The organism is Candidatus Pelagibacter sp. HIMB1623 (assembly GCF_052047695.1).
Lineage (GTDB): Bacteria > Pseudomonadota > Alphaproteobacteria > Pelagibacterales > Pelagibacteraceae > Pelagibacter.
The window spans coordinates 1-19,493 of the sequence record NZ_JBNAJN010000001.1 but is presented as its reverse complement, the minus strand read 5'-3'; the positions used below and the strand labels follow the sequence as shown (position 1 = coordinate 19,493).

At 29.1% G+C, this 19,493-nt stretch carries 20 protein-coding genes; 15 read left to right on the top strand and 5 right to left on the bottom strand.

From position 1 onward, the window contains the following. Positions 1-3 precede the first annotated feature (3 nt). The 10 genes from ACTTBN_RS00100 to ACTTBN_RS00055 all read left to right on the top strand — a co-directional run bounded on the left by ACTTBN_RS00100 (position 4) and on the right by ACTTBN_RS00055 (position 7,767). Entirely contained in the window at positions 4-1,161 is a 1,158-nt protein-coding gene (locus ACTTBN_RS00100) for a chorismate-binding protein (protein WP_440680424.1), read from the top strand. Then, complete coding sequence (locus ACTTBN_RS00095; protein ID WP_440680423.1) at positions 1,158-1,718, top strand: aminodeoxychorismate/anthranilate synthase component II; 561 nt, start codon at positions 1,158-1,160, stop codon at positions 1,716-1,718. The genes ACTTBN_RS00100 and ACTTBN_RS00095 overlap by 4 nt, the downstream gene beginning before the upstream one ends. After that, positions 1,678-2,421 (top strand): aminotransferase class IV, encoded by a 744-nt coding sequence (locus ACTTBN_RS00090; protein WP_440680422.1) that lies wholly within the window; start codon positions 1,678-1,680, stop codon positions 2,419-2,421. Before ACTTBN_RS00095 ends, ACTTBN_RS00090 begins: the two co-directional genes overlap by 41 nt. 2 nt (positions 2,422-2,423) lie before the next feature. Continuing rightward, a complete protein-coding gene (locus ACTTBN_RS00085) occupies positions 2,424-2,822 on the top strand; it encodes an HIT family protein (protein WP_440680421.1) in 399 nt (132 codons plus the stop codon). A 98-nt stretch (positions 2,823-2,920) separates the two neighbouring features. After that, the gene (locus tag ACTTBN_RS00080; RefSeq protein ID WP_440680420.1) at positions 2,921-3,715 is read left to right on the top strand and encodes an adenylyl-sulfate reductase; all 795 of its coding nucleotides are present in this window, start codon (positions 2,921-2,923) and stop codon (positions 3,713-3,715) included. Between the two features lie 33 nt (positions 3,716-3,748). Then, positions 3,749-4,219: an adenylyl-sulfate reductase subunit beta gene (aprB, locus tag ACTTBN_RS00075; RefSeq protein WP_075506608.1), complete on the top strand. Its 471-nt coding sequence runs from the start codon at positions 3,749-3,751 to the stop codon at positions 4,217-4,219. Next, on the top strand, positions 4,219-6,078 hold the full coding sequence (gene aprA / locus ACTTBN_RS00070; protein WP_440680419.1) for an adenylyl-sulfate reductase subunit alpha: 1,860 nt from the start codon (positions 4,219-4,221) through the stop codon (positions 6,076-6,078). The genes aprB and aprA overlap by 1 nt, the downstream gene beginning before the upstream one ends. Before the next feature lie 27 nt (positions 6,079-6,105). After that, positions 6,106-6,456: a hypothetical protein gene (locus ACTTBN_RS00065; protein ID WP_440680418.1), complete on the top strand. Its 351-nt coding sequence runs from the start codon at positions 6,106-6,108 to the stop codon at positions 6,454-6,456. Positions 6,457-6,524: 68 nt separating this feature from the next. Continuing rightward, on the top strand, positions 6,525-6,659 hold the full coding sequence (locus ACTTBN_RS00060) for a hypothetical protein (protein ID WP_440672607.1): 135 nt from the start codon (positions 6,525-6,527) through the stop codon (positions 6,657-6,659). A 28-nt stretch (positions 6,660-6,687) separates the two neighbouring features. After that, on the top strand, positions 6,688-7,767 hold the full coding sequence (locus ACTTBN_RS00055; RefSeq protein ID WP_440680417.1) for a TSUP family transporter: 1,080 nt from the start codon (positions 6,688-6,690) through the stop codon (positions 7,765-7,767). On the opposite strand, the gene ACTTBN_RS00050 is transcribed toward ACTTBN_RS00055, so the two are convergent. The 3 genes from ACTTBN_RS00050 to ACTTBN_RS00040 are packed head-to-tail and all read right to left on the bottom strand — an operon-like array spanning position 7,764 to position 10,309. Next, on the bottom strand, positions 7,764-8,837 hold the full coding sequence (locus ACTTBN_RS00050) for a YeiH family protein (RefSeq protein ID WP_440680416.1): 1,074 nt from the start codon (positions 8,835-8,837) through the stop codon (positions 7,764-7,766). The two genes, ACTTBN_RS00055 and ACTTBN_RS00050, sit on opposite strands and share 4 nt — an antisense overlap. Positions 8,838-8,853: 16 nt before the next feature. Then, positions 8,854-10,020 (bottom strand): UxaA family hydrolase, encoded by a 1,167-nt coding sequence (locus tag ACTTBN_RS00045; RefSeq protein ID WP_075506613.1) that lies wholly within the window; start codon positions 10,018-10,020, stop codon positions 8,854-8,856. A 4-nt stretch (positions 10,021-10,024) separates the two neighbouring features. Further along, a complete protein-coding gene (locus ACTTBN_RS00040; protein WP_440680415.1) occupies positions 10,025-10,309 on the bottom strand; it encodes a UxaA family hydrolase in 285 nt (94 codons plus the stop codon). 116 nt (positions 10,310-10,425) lie between these two features. On the opposite strand from ACTTBN_RS00040, the gene xsc reads away from it, so the two are divergent. The 5 genes from xsc to ACTTBN_RS00015 are packed head-to-tail and all read left to right on the top strand — an operon-like array spanning position 10,426 to position 15,969. After that, positions 10,426-12,210 (top strand): sulfoacetaldehyde acetyltransferase, encoded by a 1,785-nt coding sequence (xsc, locus tag ACTTBN_RS00035; RefSeq protein WP_440680414.1) that lies wholly within the window; start codon positions 10,426-10,428, stop codon positions 12,208-12,210. Positions 12,211-12,249: 39 nt separating this feature from the next. After that, complete coding sequence (locus ACTTBN_RS00030; protein ID WP_440680413.1) at positions 12,250-13,554, top strand: NAD(P)/FAD-dependent oxidoreductase; 1,305 nt, start codon at positions 12,250-12,252, stop codon at positions 13,552-13,554. Between the two features lie 44 nt (positions 13,555-13,598). Continuing rightward, the gene (locus ACTTBN_RS00025; RefSeq protein ID WP_440680412.1) at positions 13,599-13,982 is read left to right on the top strand and encodes an SxtJ family membrane protein; all 384 of its coding nucleotides are present in this window, start codon (positions 13,599-13,601) and stop codon (positions 13,980-13,982) included. A 1-nt stretch (position 13,983) separates the two neighbouring features. Then, positions 13,984-14,133: a DUF5989 family protein gene (locus tag ACTTBN_RS00020; RefSeq protein WP_440680411.1), complete on the top strand. Its 150-nt coding sequence runs from the start codon at positions 13,984-13,986 to the stop codon at positions 14,131-14,133. Then, complete coding sequence (locus ACTTBN_RS00015) at positions 14,134-15,969, top strand: carbamoyltransferase family protein (RefSeq protein ID WP_440680410.1); 1,836 nt, start codon at positions 14,134-14,136, stop codon at positions 15,967-15,969. A 9-nt stretch (positions 15,970-15,978) separates the two neighbouring features. Here ACTTBN_RS00015 and ACTTBN_RS00010 read toward each other — a convergent pair whose 3' ends face one another. Further along, positions 15,979-17,103, bottom strand: a complete 1,125-nt coding sequence (locus ACTTBN_RS00010; RefSeq protein ID WP_440680409.1) for a hypothetical protein — start codon at positions 17,101-17,103, stop codon at positions 15,979-15,981. 48 nt (positions 17,104-17,151) lie between these two features. Beyond that, on the bottom strand, positions 17,152-19,493 hold a 2,342-nt coding region (locus ACTTBN_RS00005; RefSeq protein WP_440680408.1), incomplete at its 5' end, for a sulfatase-like hydrolase/transferase.

Sequence of the window (19,493 nt, the reverse complement as noted above, 5' to 3'; positions counted from 1 at the left end):
AAATTGAAACAAAATATTTTACAAAAAATTAATAGTTCCAATAAACCTTATATTATTTATAAATCAAAAAAAGGATTTGATCTTTATACTGAATTTACTGAAAAAAAAATTCTATCATCAAAAAATACAGTACAGTTTTTAAATAAATTTAATAAAAAAAAAATTAAATTAAAAAAAACTGATTTATATATTGGTTTTTTTGGCTATGAGCTTCTTAACAATTTAATAGGAGTAAAAATTCCTAAGCAAAATTCTAATAATTTTCCAAAAGGAATTTTTTACAAACCAAGTAAAATAATTAATTTAAACGAGAAGTTAATTGATTTTAATAAAACAAAAAAGAATTACTCAAAATTTAAAATTAATATTAATTTAAAAACATATAAAAAAATTTTTGAAAATTTTAAAAAAAAGATAAAAAAAGGGGAAACCTATCAAATTAAAATTTGCACAAAATATAAAAACAATTCAATTATAGATCCATTAGAGTTTTTTTGTAGATTGTCTAAATCTAATTTGGCTCCAGAGGCATTTTTAATAAAAGATAAAAATTATTCTATAATTAGCTGTTCGCCTGAAACATTAATTTTAAAGAAGGGTAATATTATTGAAACTAAACCAATAGCTGGAACTTTAAAAAAAAATAAAACTTTGAATAAAAAAAAGGCATTAAATTTTTTTAGAAAAAACATTAAAGAAACAAAAGAGCATAATATGATAGTAGATATGGAGAGAAGTGATTTATCAAAAATATGTTTACCCGGATCAGTTAATATAGCCAAACAAAAAACTGTTGAGGAATACAAAGATCTTTTTCATTATGTAAGCTTGATTAGAGGTAAAGTTAAAAAAAATACATCCACTTTAGACATTATTAAAGCAATGATGCCTGGAGGTTCAGTTATTGGCTGTCCTAAAATAAGCACTCTAAATCTTTTGAATAATCAAGAAAAAGAAAACAGAAACATTTACACCGGTAGTTTTGGTTTTATAAAATTTAATGGGGATATGAGATTTAATATAATTATTAGGTCAATTTTAAATTATAAAAACACATCTGAAATTTCTGTAGCTTCAGGTGTAGTTGTAGATAGCACTGCAAAACATGAATTTAATGAAAATTATATAAAAGCAAAAGCTTTAATAGATTTGTTCAAATGATATATGTAATTGATCATAAAGATTCCTTTACACATAACATTGTGCACCAATTTTCTTTATTTGATAGAGTTGAGTGTAGTGATTTTAATGAAATTAATAAATCAAAATTAAATAAAGCTTCAACTATAGTACTTTCACCAGGACCAGGTTCACCAAAAGATTACCCCTTAACCACAAAAATATACAAAAAATACAAAGGTAAAAAAAAAATTATTGGAATTTGTTTGGGATTTCAACAAATCCTATTTTCTGAGGGAGGAAAAATAATTGAACAAAATAAAATCTATCATGGCTTTCAATCAGACGTAATAGTAAATGAAAATAGTAAGTTATATAAAAAAGGCCAAATATTTAAAGTTGGGCGTTATCATTCATTAAAGTTGAAAGAGCCTTTTGAAGCTAAAAATTTTGATATAACTATGAGATGTGCTATTTCGGGTTCTGCAATGTCTATAGAAAATAGAATTGATAAAGTTTATGGATTTCAATTTCACCCAGAATCATTTTTAACAATCAATGGTAACACTCTTATTAAAAAAATCTTATCAGCTAAGTAATCTTAAAGAAGTTTCTTTTAAAGATCTTTGGGGGTCCAGAGGTGTATTTACAACAATGCGAATGGTTGGAAAACCTTCTAAGTTAATTTTACTGAAACCACATATTGAAAACTTAATTAAATCTACAAAAAAATATGGCATAAGAAAAAAAAATTTAAAAAGCACTATCAAAGATTTAATTAAAATAAATACTTTATACAAAGGTCCTGACAATTTATTTAGAATTGCACTCAATAAAAAACTTATTTCTATATCAATAAGAAAAAGACCAAAACTTAAAAAAAACTTTAGTCTTTTATTATTTAGATATCAAAGAATTGAGCCAAATTATAAAAATCTTTATTATAAAAAAATATTAGCAAAACTTAGTAAGGTTGACTCTTCTAAATTTGATGTTGCTTTAGTTGCAAACAATAAAATATTAGAAACTGGTACTTCAAATTTAGTCTTTGTTAAAAATGGAAAAATATTTTCTCCAAAAAAAAATTGTTATTTTGGAAATACACTTAAGTTTATAAGTAAAAAAGTTAAAATTAGTTTTAAAGATATATCAATTAAAGAAATTAACGATTATGAGGAGATAATTCTCATTGGATCAGGTAAGGGAGTTACATCGGTGTCAAAAATAGATGAATTAAAATGGAAAAGTAGAAATAATATTTCATTTATTAAACTAAGCAAAATATATAATACTTTAATTTAAACATGAGAGATCCAAACAACCCTTGTTTATTTTGTGATTCAAAAAAAAGTGGTATTGCTCACGAAAATGATCTTGCTTATGCAAGTTACGACTCTTACCCTGTTTCAGATCATCACTGTTTAATAATTCCGAAGCGACATATTAAAGATTATTTTGACATGACTAATGATGAGTTGATTGCGTGCAATGATCTTATGCAAATAATTAAAAATGAGATTTTAGAAAAAGATAATACTGTAAAAGGGTTTAACATTGGAACAAATGCAGGAAAAATTGCAGGTCAATCTATACTGCATTGTCATATACATTTGATACCAAGAAGAGAAGGTGACGTTGATAACCCACAGGGTGGGGTAAGATCAGTAATTCCTAATAAGCAACATTACAAACGTAAACCGTAAGTTGTTATTAATGACAATATTGACCAATAGTTTTGGTTGAACTCTTCATTTAACTAGATTAGAAAATCTCAAATTAACTTTATAAATATTTAAAAATTATGTTATCTACAAATCCTTTTTCAATTTTAGCCGAAACAGTCTCACCTTTTGCAATGCAAAGTTTTATAATTGCTATGGTTATTTTGATTGCAGTTGGAACAATTATTCAAATGATTGTTCACAAAAATGTTACTTATTTTTTTAACAACGCAAAAAAAGCAAAAGCAAATGCTGTTAAAGAATTGAGCACAGGAGAAAGAGCTTCAATTATCGCAAAGACAACAGTTTATGATATTGGGACAACAGCAGAACTTGGATTTGGAAAAAGAAGACTTGCGCACGTTCTTGGAATGTATGGAACAATATTATTTTGGATTGCATCAGCTGTTTTAGTATTTTGTTATACAGGAGCTGACAAACCTACTTCATCTACTTGGTCTATGGTTTGGCATGTAGGAGCAATACTTACATGTGTTGGTGGTTATTGGTTCTGGTTTTTCTTAAGAGTAGATGTATCTGCGGAAGCGCATCCATGGTACAGAATAATTAAAGCTGATTTATTTGTTTTAGCTTTATTAGCTTGTTCGACTTTTGGTTTATTGTGGTCTTACACACAATCTAATGGTCAAGCAGGATTATCTTATTTATTTTTGACTTTATTTGTTCTTTCAAATTTAGTTTTATTTGGAGGAGTTTATTGGTCTAAATTTGCACACATGTTTTATAAACCTGGTGCAGCAATCCAAAAAAATTTAGCAGAAGCAGATGGTTCACGAGACAACTTACCTCCTCCTGCTGACGCGCCTGAACAGTTTGGTTTAGGTATTAAAAGAGAACAACCTAAACACTATTAATATGATGAAATTAAAAAAGGAGAATAAATAATTATGTCAACTTTCGTATACATGACAAGATGTGATGGCTGTGGTCACTGTGTGGATATTTGTCCATCAGATATTATGCACATAGATGAAAATATCAGACGTGCAAAAAATATTGAACCTAACTTTTGTTGGGAATGTTATTCATGTGTAAAAGCATGCCCAAATCATGCAATTGATGTAAGAGGTTATGCTGATTTTGCTCCTATGGGTCATAGCGTTAGAGTTAGAAGAGAAGAAGAAAAAGGAACAATCTCATGGAAGATCAAATTTAGAAATGGAACAGAGAAAAACTTTGTTTCTCCAATTACCACAAAACCATGGGGTAAATTTATTCCAAAACTTGCTGAAGGTGATAAACCAAACCAAGGTGAGATTAATTCACAAAGACTTTATACTGAACCAGAAGGTTTAAATATTGACGGTGAACTACCATCAGTTCCAAAAGAGTCATTTAAAAAAGGAGTTTATTACTAATGGCTAGACACAAGACACATTACGAAGATTGCGATATATTAGTTGTTGGCGGTGGTATGGCTGGAACGGGTGCTACGTTCGAAGCTAGACACTGGGGAAGAGATATGAAAATTGTTTGTGTAGAAAAAGCAAACATAGATAGAAGTGGAGCTGTTGCTCAAGGTCTTTATGCAATCAATTGTTACATGGGAATGCAATGGGGAGAAAATCAACCTGAAGACCATGTTAGATATGCTAGAAACGATTTAATGGGAATGGTTAGAGAAGATTTAGGTTACGACATGGCTAGACATGTAGACTCTACTGTTCACATGTTTGATGAATGGGGTCTTCCAATGATGAAAAATGAACAAACTGGAAGATATTTAAGAGAAGGTAAATGGCAGATCATGATTCATGGTGAAAGTTACAAACCTATTGTTGCTGAGGCGGCAAAAAAATCTGCTGACAAAATTTATAATAGAATAATGATCACTCATTTACTTATGGATGAGTCTCAAGATAATAGAATTGGTGGAGCTGTAGGTTTCAACATGAGAACGGGTGATTTTCATGTATTTAGAGCAAAAGCTGTTATAGTTGCAGCTGGTGGTGCTTCTCACATCTTCAAACCAAGAGCAGTTGGAGAAGGAATGGGTAGAACTTGGTACGCTCCATGGAGTAATGGTTCAGCTTACGCACTTCCGATTGCTGCTGGAGCTAAAATGACACAAATGGAAAATAGAATTGTGTTATGTAGATTTAAAGATGGTTATGGTCCTGTTGGAGCCTATTTCTTACACTTAAAAACATATACTCAGAATGCTAATGGTGAGAATTATGAGAAAAAATGGTATGATCAAACTAAAGAGCTAGTTGGAGAATATATTGATCATCATCCAACACCTACTTGTTTAAGAAACCATGCTTTTATTCAGGAAGTTGCTGCCGGTGGTGGACCAATTCATATGGTTACAACTGAGGCTTTCCAGGATCCACACTTAGAGACAGTTGGTTGGGAGAACTTCTTAGGAATGACTGTTGGTCAAGCTGTAGTATGGGCGTCTCAAAACATTGACCCTAAATACACAAACCCTGAATTAACAACCTCAGAACCTTATGTAATGGGTTCACACGCTACTTGTTCAGGAGCTTGGGTGAGTGGTCCAGAAGATTTATCTCCACCAGAATATTTCTGGGGTTATAACAGAATGCTTACAATTGATGGGTTATTTGGTGCTGGAGACACTGTGGGTGGAAGTGCTCATAAGTTTTCATCTGGATCTTTCACAGAAGGTAGATTAGCTGCTAAAGCTGCTGTTAAGTATATCGAAGATAAAAAAGCTGAAGGTGTTAAGGTTTCAGACAAACAATGTGAAGATTTTAAAGCTATGGTCTACAAACCACTTGAAAACTACACTGTTGCACAAAACGAAATAACAGGAGGAACTGTTTCTCCTAGTTATATATCACCAATACAAGGTCTACAAAGACTACAGAAGATTATGGATGAATATGTAGGTGGTATTACATCTAATTATATGACCAATGGCAATATGTTGAAAAGAGGCCTTGAATTGCTTGAATGGCTTCAAGAAGACCTTGAACATGTTGGTGCTGAGGATTATCACCAATTGATGAGAGCTTGGGAATTAAAACATAGAGCTTTAACTTCTCAGTGTGTAACTGAACATACTTTATTTAGAGAAGAAACTAGATGGCCAGGATACTATTATAGAGGAGATCATATGAAACTTGATGATGATAATTGGCATTGTCTGACAGTTTCTAGAAGAGATCCAAAAACTGGTAAATTTAGTATGGAGAAGGTTCCTGTCTACCACATCGTGGATGAGAACGAGAAGAAAAAAGCTTCTTAAGATACTTTAATTAGAAATAGATAAGTTATGGATATTTTATCAAAAAAAGACGATGAAATATATGAGTTGGCTAAACCTATTTGGTTCAATCTAATCAAATCATCAAACCTTAAAGATTATGGTGGATTTACTAGAGATTTTTCAACTCAGATGCTCTTTGGAGCCAATGAAGTAGAGCTTGGAAAACAATGGGCTAACAATAAGCTAATTACAAATCTTCATGAAACTTTCGAGCCCTTTGGTTGTCTTAGAAGAGGAGAGCATATAACCGTTTTGATAAAACAGACCAACAAAGAAATACCAGGAGAATTTTTGGGAAGGTTGGTTTTAGGTGTTGAGGATGGAATGGTTAAAGTTTTTGGTGCAACGATCTATTAGAAAAAAATTTATCTAATTTTTTAAAATAATATTTGACAATTTGTTCTCTGGGTGTATTGACGCACTTAATGCAATTTTCTAACGTAAAAATTTTCAATAAACTTACTAGCTTAAAAGTTTCTTTAGTGAAAACAGGTATATTTTTAAGTCTAGCTGCTTATTGGGGAGTTATTATAGTTGGAACTTTTATTACTTTTAACTAAATTGTTTTTAAACAATTTAATTATTTAAATGGATGTATTTTTACCCATCGCTCAAGTTTTTGTTAATCCAATAGAAATACTTATATTAAGCGCAATCGTTGGTGTCCTTTCTGGATTGTTTGGAGTAGGTGGTGGTTTTTTAATGACACCTTTTTTAATTTTTTTAGGAATTCCTCCTGCTTACGCAGTTGCAAATGAAGCTAACAATATCTTAGCCACTTCAGTTTCTGGTTCAACAACGCATTATTTAAAAAATACTTTAGATTACAAAATGGGTTTAATGATTGTCATTGGTGGTGCTATAGGTACCTCATTAGGAATTTTTACTTTTTCTTATTTTAAAGGTATCGGAAAGATAGATACGGTAATTTCTTTAGCTTATATGTATATTTTAGCAATCATTGGGTCTTTAATGTTAGTCGAAAGTCTAGGAGAAATAGATAGAGCAAAAAAGAACATTTTAGTTAAAAAAAAATTACATGTTCATTATTGGATCCATGGTCTTCCTTTAAGAATGAGATTTCCAAAATCAAAGTTATATGAAAGTATTTTTACTCCTATAATTATTGGTTTAGTTGTTGGTTTTATTGCCGCAATAATGGGAATAGGTGGAGCATTTATATTGGTACCAGCAATGATTTATATTATAAAGATGCCAACCAAACTTGTTCCTGGAACATCGCTTTTTGTTACTATTTTTGTAAGCGTAATTGTTACTTTCTTGCATTCATTTAATTATGGCTCGATTGATTTACTTTTAGTATTTCTACTTGTTATTGGTTCTATAATTGGTGTTCAGATTGGACAAAAACTAGGAGAAAAAATTGATAGCTCAGGATTAAGAGCATTGATGGCTATTTTGATTTTAGCAGTTGGTATTGCTATTGCTTACGACTCATTTTTTGCAGATCATGATACAAATGAAACAAACACTTCTGTAATTCCTGACTTAAATTTCTTCTCACAATTTATTTTAGATTTTTCTAATGAGATGCCATTCTTTTATGGCTTATTTTCAATAATGTTTGCAATATTTCTAGGTGTAGCAGCAGCATTTATAAGAAGATTTTTTTCAAATTTTAAAAAACAAATGTTGATGAAATCTTAATTAAGTAAGTAAAGATATAATTCAATAGTCCCTAAACAAACAATCCCAACAGTAGCCATTCCAACAAATCCAACCACAAAAGGTTTGTATCCCATATTTTTTATATCTCTTAAATTTGTAGACATACCAATTGCTGCCATTGCCATTGTTAAGAATATTTTTGATAAAGATTTAATACCATCTACAATGCTAAGCCAAAGTTCACTATTGTTTATAATAAAAAGTTGATCACCAACATTTCGAACGATAATCATTACAACAAATCCAAGTACAAAATAGGGAAAAATATCAATTATTGAGTATTTTTTTTCTTTAGTTTGTCCTCTGTTATAAAGATAAGCAAACAAAGGTATCATAATAATCAAAAAAGTATTTCTTATTAGTTTAGTAACTGTTGCTACATTTAAAGTCTCTGGACTATTGAATTGTTGATCATAGATCAATCCAGCCGCCGCTACTTGCGCTGTTTCATGTATAGAAGTTCCTAAAAATAAACCAATTAGAAGTGGTTCACCATTAAAATAAAAATTTGCAAAGTATGGGTAGATCAACATTGAAAGAATTCCAAACAAAGTGATATTCGCAATCGCATAAGATATCTCATTTTTTTTTGCACCAATAACAGGAGCAGTTGCCATGATTGCTGTTGTTCCACATACTGTGCTTCCTATAGAAATAAGATAAGCCATATTCCTAGGAATTTTTAATTTGTTGATCAAAAGTTTAATGACAACCAATACACTAACGATACAAATTATTATTAAAGGAATAGCAATTGCACCAAATTCAAGAAACTCAAAAGGTTTTAATTGAATTCCTAAGCAAATAATTCCAAGTTTTAAAATATTTTTTTGAGTAAAATCTAAACCTCTTATGAAACTTTCTCTTATTTTAAAAACATTTCCAAAGAACATTCCTAAAAGGATTGCTATCATTGCGGTAGATATAGGACTTTTTTCATATCCTAATAACTCGGTGCCAATAATATTATTAAAACCTTGTGATAGTGTGTAAAGAACAAACGCAAGTATAATACCGGGCAAAAGTACCAGGTACTTATTTTGAGCCATAAATTTGAGTTTTTAATTAAGCACTTCTGTAAAGCTTAGTCATTACAAATTCTCTATGACCTAAAGCTTCAGCACAAGTTAACCTTCCATTAGCTGTTCTAATAGTTGCTTTAATTAGTTCATCACCAGCTTGATCCAAATTCATTTCTCTAGAAAGAATTTTAGAAACATCACAGTCGATATGTTCTTTCATGCTGACTGCTGTTAATGGATTAGCTGTTAATTTAACAACTGGTTCAATTGGGTTTCCAATAATATTTCCTTGTCCTGTCGGGAACAAGTGAATATTAAAACCACCAGCAGCTTGTAAAGTAACACATTCAGCTGCAGCTGATGAAGTATCCATAAAATATAATCCTGGACCTTTTTGTGGTTCTTCAGCAGGTGTTAAAACATCTACAAATTGTCTTGATCCTATTTTTTGAAAATTTCCAAATGCTTTTTCTTCAATTGTAGTTAGTCCTCCAGCAATATTTCCAGCTGTTGGTTGACTTTCTGATAAATCATCTGTTGCTTCTTTTAAAATAAAATCGTTGTATTCATTCCAAGTTTTTTTAAACTTCTCTTGTGCTTCTGGAGTTTTACCTCTTTTTTCACAAACAGTTTCTGCACCTGTTAGTTCCGAAGTTTCACCAAAACACAAATGAACCCCTAATGGCTCCAATTTGTCCATTAGATTTCCAACTGTAGGATTAGATGCAAGACCTGAAGTAGTATCAGACTCTCCACATTTTACAGAAATCCAAAGATCACTTATTGGACACTCTTCTCTTTGTTTTTCAGAAGCCCACATTGAAAATTCTTGAGCTTTTTTTGAGGCTTTCATGATTGTCTCAATGTCACCAGCACCCTCAATGCTAAAACCTTCAACAGGTTTTCCAGTTTTTGCTACTTCATCAACAATTCTTTTTGTCCATTTTGGCTCAATACCAATAATTATGGCAGCAGCAACATTTGGGTTTTTTGCTGTACCTATCATTGTTCTAAAATGTAACTCTAAATCAGCACCAAACTGCAGTCTTCCATACGAGTGAGGTAGCGCAATGGTGCCTTTGATATTGTTTGCAACAGCTTCTGCACAAGCATTAGAAATATCATCTACAGGTAAAATAATTACATGATTTCTTGTTCCGGCTCTGCCGTTTTCTCTTTTATAACCTAAAAAACTTTTTGGGATTTCCATATTACTACCACTTCTTTGTTTTAACATTGTGAACGTGTACGTGTTCACCTTTTTTAATTGATTTGACTACTTTACCAATATCGTGACCATATTTAATAATAGTGTCACCTTCATTTAAATCACTCATAGCAATTTTGTGTCCTAAAGGGATTTCATCTTCAGATTGAATGTTAACTGTCTTGTCATTTTCCATGATCCAGCAAGAGCAGTCCTGTTTTGGAGCGATTTTTTCAATAACAACTACTCCTACGTTGTCTTTTTCGTCGTGTATAATAATGTCTGTAGCCATAATGTTGTGTCGAATTGTTTGTTTGAAATTATGAAAATCTTATATATTAATCCGAAAAATTGACAAACGAATTTTATAAATTCTTAATAATTATACTTTAGAGGGGTTCTAGTCTTATGACAAAAATGACAACAGAAGAAGCTTTTGTAAAAGTTTTACAAATGCATGGTATTGAGCACGCTTTTGGAATTATTGGTTCTGCTTTTATGCCAATATCAGATATTTTTCCTGATGCAGGAATTACTTTTTGGGATGTAGCACACGAAACAAATGGTGGTTTAATTGCTGATGGTTACACAAGAGCAACAGGTAAAATGTCTATGGTCATAGCACAAAATGGGCCAGGAATAACAGGATTAGTAACTCCAATTAAAACTGCATACTGGAACCATACTCCTCTATTATTGGTAACACCACAAGCTGCAAACAAAACTATGGGTCAAGGTGGTTTTCAAGAAGTAGAACAAATGAACTTGTTTAAAGATATGGTTTGTTATCAAGAAGAGGTTAGAGACCCTTCAAGAATGGCAGAAGTTCTAAATAGAGTAATTGAAAAAGCAATAAGAGGATCAGCTCCTGCACAAATAAACGTTCCAAGGGATTATTGGTGCCAGGTTATTGATATTGATTTACCACCAATTGTTAGATTAGAAAGACAAGGCGGAGGTAACGAAGCAGTATCAAAAGCTGCTGAGTTATTATCTAATGCAAAATTTCCAGTAATACTGTCCGGTGCCGGAGTTGTAATTGGTGGAGCTATTGATGCAACTAAAAATCTTGCTGAGAAATTAGATGCACCAGTATGTTCTGGTTATCAACATAACGATAGCTTTCCAGGAAGTCACCCATTAGCAGTAGGACCTTTAGGTTATAATGGTTCTAAAGCTGCAATGGAATTGATTTCAAAAGCTGATGTTGTTTTAGCACTAGGTACAAGATTAAATCCATTTTCAACTTTACCAGGATATGGAATTGATTATTGGCCAAAAAATGCAAACATCATTCAAGTAGATATTAATCCTGATAGAATTGGTTTGACTAAAAAAGTAACAGTTGGAATTAGTGGTGATGCAAAATTAGTCGCAGAGCAAATTTTAGCAAAACTATCTTCAAACGCTGGAGATACAGATAGACAGGCTAGAAAAGATTTAATTCACCAAACAAAATCTGCATGGTTACAAAAACTCTCAAGTTTAGATCATGAAGATGATGATGAGGGAACAGTTTGGAATAAAGAAGCTAGAGAAAGAGATTCAGATAGAATGTCACCAAGACAAGCTTGGAGAGCAATTCAATCTGGTATGCCTGATGACGTAATTATCTCAAGTGATATTGGAAATAATTGTGCAATTGGTAATGCTTACCCAACTTTTGAAAAACCAAGAAAATATTTAGCCCCAGGTTTATTTGGACCTTGTGGTTATGGATTTCCATCTATACTAGGTGCAAAAATTGGTTGTCCTGATACTCCAGTAATAGGTTTTGCTGGTGACGGAGCTTTTGGAATCAGCATGAATGAGATGAGCTCATGTGCTAGGGAAGAATGGCCTGCAATTACAATGGTAATTTTCAGAAATTATCAATGGGGTGCAGAAAAAAGAAATACTACTCTATGGTTTGATAATAATTTTGTTGGAACGGAGCTAGACCCTGAATTAAGTTACGCTAAAGTTGCTGATGCATGTGGTTTAAAAGGTGTAACTGTTAGAACAATGGAAGAAACAACAAATGCAATCAAGCAATCTTGTGAAGATCAAAAGAAAGGAATTACAACATTTATAGAAGTAATTCTAAACCAAGAACTTGGCGAGCCATTCAGAAGAGATGCTATGAAGAAACCGGTAAGAGTTGCTGGTATCAACAAAGCAGATATGAAGAAACAACCTTCATTAAACTCTTAAAATCTTTTAAAAATTTATCAATTATCGTAAAGTCACTTCATGGAAGTGACTAACGATAATAGCTGTAGTTGGATTAATGACCTTAATCCAAGAACAAACATCAGGTCTCTTTTATCAAACGATGAGTGTGATTGGTTAATAATAGGAGCTGGTTATACAGGTCTGTCCGCTGCAAGAAAATTAGCTCAAATAAATTCAAATTTAAAAATTATACTAGCAGATGCTCAGTTAGCTGGTGAGGGTGCTAGTGGAAGAAATTCAGGTTATTTAGTTGATACAACACTGAATGATGGTTTCACATCAAATAAAGAACTGCAAAATTATAAAAAGAAAGCTGATATTTATTCATTAGGAATAGATGTGGTAAAAAAATTTATTAAAGAACATCAAGTTGATTGTGATTGGAATGAAAGTGGTAAATATTTTGCTTCATCAAAAATTGAAGATAAAAAAATTTTAGAAAATTTTTCAAATACATTAACTAAGTTAGGCTTTGAACACAGTTTATTAGGAAACAAAGAATTGTCTGAAAAATTAGGTACTAGTTTTTATAATATCGGACTTTACACAAAGGGTGGTATTCTACTACATCCAGGAAAATTAGTTAGAGCAATGGTTGATGTTCTTCCTACTAATGTTTTTTTGTATGAAAATTCTTGTTTATTAAATTGGTCTAAAAATAAAGATTTTATATCTTGTAATTTTAAAAACGGAATAATTAAAACAAAAAATATTATTTTTGCCACGAATGGTTTCTTGAAATCATTAGGTATAAAATCAAATTATAATTTTCCAATTACTTTAACTGCTAGTATGACAAGAAGATTGTCTGATGAAGAATTCAAATCTATTGGAGAACCAAAAGAATGGGGAGTACTACCTGTAAGACCAATGGGTGCAACAATTAGAATGACAAAAGATAGAAGAATTTTGATAAGAAATACTGCAGAAGTTCACAATCCATTTAGCATGTCAAATTCTACTCTTCAAAAAAGATCTTTAAATCAGAAAATTGGAATACAAAAAAGATTTCCTCAATTACCTAAAGATATAATCGAGTTCTCTTGGTCAGGTATTGTCTCAAGAACAAGAAATAGCTCTCAAATATTTGAAAAAATTGATGATAATATTTTTGCTGCTGGTTGTTATAATGGCTCAGGTATTGGTGTAGGAACTTTATTTGGTGAACAAATTGCAATTAAAGCAATTGGTGAAAATAGTTTAGAAATAGAGACTATCGAAAAAAGAAACAAACCAACTTGGCTACCTCCTGAACCTTTTTTAAGTTTTGGTGTAAGATTGAGACTAATTTATGAGAAATTTAAAGCAAAAACTGATGTTTAAATTTAATATTTGTTATCTGTCTTTTTTGTAATAATAACTTTAAAATGGAAAATATAAAAATAAATTCAAACAAAAATTTCGGATTAGTTTTTTTTATATTTTTTCTAATTATAGCCATTTATCCTCTTTTAAATAATGGAGATGTTAGATATTGGTCATTAGTCTTATCTTTAATCTTTCTTATTTTAGGCATAATTAATTCAAAATTATTGACACCACTTAATAAACTTTGGTTTAAATTTGGAATTTTTTTAGGAAAGATTGTTTCGCCATTGATTATGGGTGTTATTTTTTTTATCATTGTAACGCCAATAGCAATAATTATGAGAGTTTTAAGAAAAGATTTATTAGGATTAAAATTTGATAATAGTAATTCTTACTGGATAAAAAAAAATGAAACTAAAAGTACAATGAAAAATCAATTTTAAAATGGATTTTATTAAGGAATTTTGGGAATTTTTAAAAGTAAGAAAAAAATATTGGCTTTTACCAATAATAATAGTTTTGGCTTTATTTGGTGGCTTAATTGTTTTGACTCAAGGTTCTGCTGTTGCGCCATTTATTTATACTATTTTTTAAGTGACTAAAATTTTAGGTATATCTGCGTTTTATCATGATAGTGCTGCTTGTCTCTTAATAGATGGTAAAATTACAGCTGCTGCCCAAGAGGAAAGGTTCACAAGAAAAAAACATGACCCTAGTTATCCTAAAAATGCAATTAATTTTGTTTTAAATTTTTCAGGAATTAAATTAAGTGAAGTTGATCAAATAGTTTTTTTTGAAAAACCTTTCTTAAAGTTTGAACGTTTACTAGAAACTTACGTTGCATTTGCTCCAAAAGGTTTCTTATCATTTAGTAAAGCTATGCCTTTGTGGATTAAAGAAAAACTTTTTCAAAAAAACTTATTATTTAATAAACTTAAAGAACATGACGAAGATTATAAATCTGACAAAAATATTTTTTTCTCAGATCATCATTTAAGTCATGCTGCTAGTGCATTTTTTCCATCTCCGTTTAATGAAGCTATTATTTTAACTGCTGATGGAGTGGGAGAGTGGGCAACCACAACTGTAGCTATTGGTAAAGGCAATAATCTTGAAATAAAGAAAGAAATACACTTTCCTCATTCCCTTGGCTTGCTTTACTCTGCCTTTACTTATTATACAGGATTTAAAGTAAATAGCGGAGAGTATAAATTAATGGGTTTAGCACCTTATGGTAATCCAATTTATGAAGATAAAATTTACAAAATAATTGATGTTAAAAATGATGGAACTTTTAGACTTGATCAAAGTTATTTTAATTATGCAACTGGTTTAACAATGACAAGTAAAAAATTTCATATTCTGTTTGATTCTGAACCAAGGAATCCATTGAAAGATAAACTTACTCAATTTCACATGGATATTGCTGCTTCCATCCAAAAAGTTACTGAAAACATAATGATAAAATTATTAAAATCATTAAAAATTGAATATGGAATAAACAATTTGTGTATGGCTGGGGGTGTTGCGTTAAATTGTGTTGCAAATGGAAAAATTCTTGAAGAAAAAATATTTGATAAAATTTGGATACAACCTGCTGCTGGTGATGCTGGTGGTGCTTTGGGTGCAGCTTTAGCATTATGGCACCTGGAATTTAATAAATCACGTGAAATAAATCCAAACGATAGCATGCATGGTTCATATCTTGGCCCAGAATTTTCTCAAGATCAAATTGAAATACATTTAAGGGAAATAGGGGCAAATTTTGAAGTTTTAGAATATGAAAATTTAATAGAACTGACTGCTGATCTATTATCAAAAGAAAAAGCTATAGGTTGGTTTCAAGGAAGAATGGAATTTGGACCAAGAGCATTGGGGTGTCGGTCAATTTTAGGTGATCCCAGATCAGAAGCTACTCAGAAAAACTTAAATTTAAAAGTGAAATACAGAGAAAGTTTTAGACCTTTCGCACCTTCAATCCTTAAAGAAGATTTAAACAATTGGTTTGATATTAATATAGATAGCCCATATATGCTTTTAGTTTCACATATAAAAAAAGATAAAAAAATTGAAATGACAGAAGAACAAAAAAAATTATTTGGTATAGATAAATTGAATATCAAAAGATCAGAAATTCCAGCAGTAACTCATGTAGATTATTCTGCAAGAATACAAACCATAGATAAAAAAAATAATAGAAAATATTTTGATTTAGTCACAAAATTTAAAGAGAAAACAGGATGCCCTGTTTTAGTAAATACATCTTTTAATGTAAGAGGTGAACCAATAGTTAATACTCCTTTGGATGCATTTAATTGTTTTATGGGTACAGAATTAGATTATTTAGTTATTGGAAATTGTATATTAGATAAATCAAAACAAAATCTAAATCTTAAAAAAAATTATAAGGAAAAATTTGAACTGGATTAATTGATTTTATTAATTATTTTTTAAATTACCAATAATATGTTTAGCTATAATTTTATGTCCACCCGAATTCCAATGAATATCACAAATTATATGGTTTTCTTTGTAGTTTTTGATGGGGTCTGATGAAATAAAAAAATCTTCATTGGTATCTATAAAAGTGACATTATTTTCTTTTGACCAACTATTTAGCAAATTATAATGTTTACTTTGAATTTTATTATAATTACCCTCTAAAACATCTATAGCGCTAGGGTAATATACGATTAGTAGTTCAATCTTATTCATATCTAAAAAATTTTTTATTTTTGTTAAATAATTTAAAGTCTTAATTTGACCATTTATAGCCCAATCAGATAAATTTATTTCATCATTAAAAGCATACCCAAATCTTTCATAATCTAAAAATTTTTTAAAATTTTTAATTGAATTTTTTTTATCTAAACATAATTGGGATCTTTCGTTGACAGAATTCAAACCAAATATTTCATAGAATTTAAATACAAAAGAATTTTGTTTTAAGTAATTTTTAAAAAAATATTTAAAATTTTTAAATTTTACTTCCTCATCTGTATTCCATTTTCTAACAATATTTCCATATTTATCTTCTCGATAAAACAAACCTTCATCTTGTATATCTGATGTATCTATGAATAAAAAAATTTTATCAAATTTTAAATTTTCATTTTTAACAAAATGAATCATTTTTTTATAATAAATAGATGGCGAATAGCTAACATAACCAAGATTTAAATAATTGAAGTTGCTGTTTTGATTTTTAATATGATTTATAAAATGATCTTCAAATTTAATTCCAGAACCATAAACAAAAGAGTCTCCCATAAAACCTATATTTTTTTTATTATCGTCATAAGTATTGTTTGTGTTAATTCTCATTCCATATTGGTTTGTTACAACTTTGTATTTTTTCTCTCCCCAAAACTCATACACGTCAATATTAGGCGCAATTTCATGATGAAATTTTTTTGATTTTAAAGAGTAGTTCTTAGTTACACCTATATTTTTCTTAATATTTTCTGGTAAAAAAAAATTTATTAAAAGATCAAAACTAACTACAATTAGAAATAGTATGAGAGAAAATAAACATAATCTAATAATTTTATGGATTACGATCATCTTAATTTTCAAAATTATTTATGATATTTTTATTATGAATTTTTATGATTAATTTATACATTCAACATTTTCTTTTGTGAAATCCCAAAAATCTGCGTACATTCCATAGAATACATCTCTATATTTACAAATAATATCTAATTCATTTACTGTATCTTTTTTTTCATTCAAGTTGTAAGCAAATATTTTAAAATTATTTTCGATCAATTGTTTTTCAATATTTTTTCCAAATAAATTTTGCAATATATTAAAAATATTATTTTTATATTTTTCTTTAATTTTATGGGAAGCTGAAATAAATGATACATTATTTTCTTTGAGGTAAGTTATTGGATTTTCTATTTCATTTAAAAAATCAATATTAGCAATTACATTATAGTCTTTATTTCTAAATTTTTTTAGATCTTTACTATTAAATACTTCTATTAGTATTTTTGATTTATCTATATTAATTTGTTCTTCAATCTTTTCTAAACTTCTTAATTTATCTGTTATTAAAATTGCATCTTTATTTTTTTTAAACCAATTATTTATTTTTAAGTAATTCAATCCCTGCTGTCCATTTTTATAGCTTTCATTATTAAAGTCAGATAACAAAGGAGGTATTTCACCTTTATAATTTGTATTTTTTTTCCATTTTTTCCAATCATGTGTGGCAACAATATATCCATCTTTAGTAAGCTGCAGGTCAAGCTCAAACATTCTAAATCCCAAATTATAGTTGTGATTAAGAGCTTCTAAAGAATTTAAATACTTAACCCCATTAACACCGCCTCCAGCATGTGCAATAAACCTTTCTTTATCAGTTGAATAAATTTGAATATTGTTTTTTTTGCTTATATTTGGAATGTTAATATTTATATTGTTGTTATTTATTTTTAAATTATAGGATGTTTTGTCTTTTGCGTTAATAATTTTTCCACTCATCATGATATTATTTTTTTTAAATATTGTTAAAATATTATAATTAAACACTTCATCTTCTTTTCTGATTTTTCTAGGGGTAGCAGTCTCTTTTTTGTATTCATCATTTATAAAATTAAAATTTTTATCAAAAAGAAGATTAATGTATGAAGATATATTGTTATTTAGATTTAAATTAAAAACCTCATTTTTATCAGACTTTATAGTTAAATTATTATTTTTTATAGATATTACGATTTTTTCTAAAGGTTTATTATAGATTATATTCTCGTCATTAAATTTTGAAAAAAAATTTGAATTATTATTTATAAATTCATTTATATTTGAAATAGAATTATTTTGATTAAAAAATTCTACATTACTTTTTATTCCAACTGAGTCTAAAATTATATTTGCTATATCGAGTTGAGAAGGATCTTCATGAGAGATGATGTTGTTATTGGATATTATATATAAAGAACGTTCTGTTTTATTTATTTTATCATTTATTTGTTTTAACGATTTGTTTTTTGGAAAAAAATGATCTGGTACAATGAATACAGAAGTGTTTTTTAAAATTCCTTCATGTTCTAAAAAATTAATAAAATCTCCAACTAAATAATCTAATGATTTTACAGCATGCTCTACATCATTTTCATAATTATCTCCAATAATAGATGTCATTCTTTCATCTCTAATACCATTCAAATGAGTATTTATAGTTGCAGCAAATGTAACGAAAGATTTTTTTTCATCATTTAGTTTTTTTAAATTTTGTTTTAACTCATAAAATAAATCTTTATCGTGATAGCCAAAAGTATTAGGATAAATTTTAAATTTACCAGTAATTTTAGAATGATCTTTTAGATCAAATCCAATTGATTTTAATAAATCTCCAGTACCAACAAAATTGGACTCCCCAACAAAATATTCAATATTTGAATAATTAGATTCTTTAAAAACTTTGCTAAGTGTGTTTAAATTGATTTTCGAAGTATTTTGAAAAATTTTGTTTTTTTCAAATGGAAAATAAGCAGGCAATCCTGTCATTAAACAATACAGAGATCCTACAGACCAGCTACAACCATCAATGTCTTTAATTTTCTTAAAGTGCCATTTTTTTATTATCTTGTTAAGATTGGGTGTAAGTTCTGGAGTGTTAAAAATAAAACCATCGTCTACAGACTCTAGAGTAATTAATATTATATTTTTATCTGGAATTTCAAATGTTTCTATATTTTTTTGATATTTATCTAAATTATTTTTTATAATAAAATTTTTATAATTTTCTTCGCTGTTTGTTTTTGATTTTACATCATAAATTAAACTGCCATTATAAATTTTATTTACTTCATAAAGTTTATAAATTGCACTTTTGTTAGGCAGTGTAATCGACAAGAATACTAAAAAAAATAAGGGAAAATATATTATTTTTTTTATGAATTTTTTAAAATTAATTTTAACTATTAAATAAATAAGTATTAAAT

Coding starts and splice junctions, on each gene's coding strand:
- ACTTBN_RS00095 (WP_440680423.1), top strand. CDS start 1,158: ATGATATATGTAATTGATCATAAAGATTCCTTTACACATAACATTGTG.
- ACTTBN_RS00090 (WP_440680422.1), top strand. CDS start 1,678: ATGGTAACACTCTTATTAAAAAAATCTTATCAGCTAAGTAATCTTAAA.
- ACTTBN_RS00085 (WP_440680421.1), top strand. CDS start 2,424: ATGAGAGATCCAAACAACCCTTGTTTATTTTGTGATTCAAAAAAAAGT.
- ACTTBN_RS00080 (WP_440680420.1), top strand. CDS start 2,921: ATGTTATCTACAAATCCTTTTTCAATTTTAGCCGAAACAGTCTCACCT.
- aprB (WP_075506608.1), top strand. CDS start 3,749: ATGTCAACTTTCGTATACATGACAAGATGTGATGGCTGTGGTCACTGT.
- aprA (WP_440680419.1), top strand. CDS start 4,219: ATGGCTAGACACAAGACACATTACGAAGATTGCGATATATTAGTTGTT.
- ACTTBN_RS00065 (WP_440680418.1), top strand. CDS start 6,106: ATGGATATTTTATCAAAAAAAGACGATGAAATATATGAGTTGGCTAAA.
- ACTTBN_RS00060 (WP_440672607.1), top strand. CDS start 6,525: ATGCAATTTTCTAACGTAAAAATTTTCAATAAACTTACTAGCTTAAAA.
- ACTTBN_RS00055 (WP_440680417.1), top strand. CDS start 6,688: ATGGATGTATTTTTACCCATCGCTCAAGTTTTTGTTAATCCAATAGAA.
- ACTTBN_RS00050 (WP_440680416.1), bottom strand. CDS start 8,837: ATGGCTCAAAATAAGTACCTGGTACTTTTGCCCGGTATTATACTTGCG.
- ACTTBN_RS00045 (WP_075506613.1), bottom strand. CDS start 10,020: ATGGAAATCCCAAAAAGTTTTTTAGGTTATAAAAGAGAAAACGGCAGA.
- ACTTBN_RS00040 (WP_440680415.1), bottom strand. CDS start 10,309: ATGGCTACAGACATTATTATACACGACGAAAAAGACAACGTAGGAGTA.
- xsc (WP_440680414.1), top strand. CDS start 10,426: ATGACAAAAATGACAACAGAAGAAGCTTTTGTAAAAGTTTTACAAATG.
- ACTTBN_RS00030 (WP_440680413.1), top strand. CDS start 12,250: ATGGAAGTGACTAACGATAATAGCTGTAGTTGGATTAATGACCTTAAT.
- ACTTBN_RS00025 (WP_440680412.1), top strand. CDS start 13,599: ATGGAAAATATAAAAATAAATTCAAACAAAAATTTCGGATTAGTTTTT.
- ACTTBN_RS00020 (WP_440680411.1), top strand. CDS start 13,984: ATGGATTTTATTAAGGAATTTTGGGAATTTTTAAAAGTAAGAAAAAAA.
- ACTTBN_RS00010 (WP_440680409.1), bottom strand. CDS start 17,103: ATGATCGTAATCCATAAAATTATTAGATTATGTTTATTTTCTCTCATA.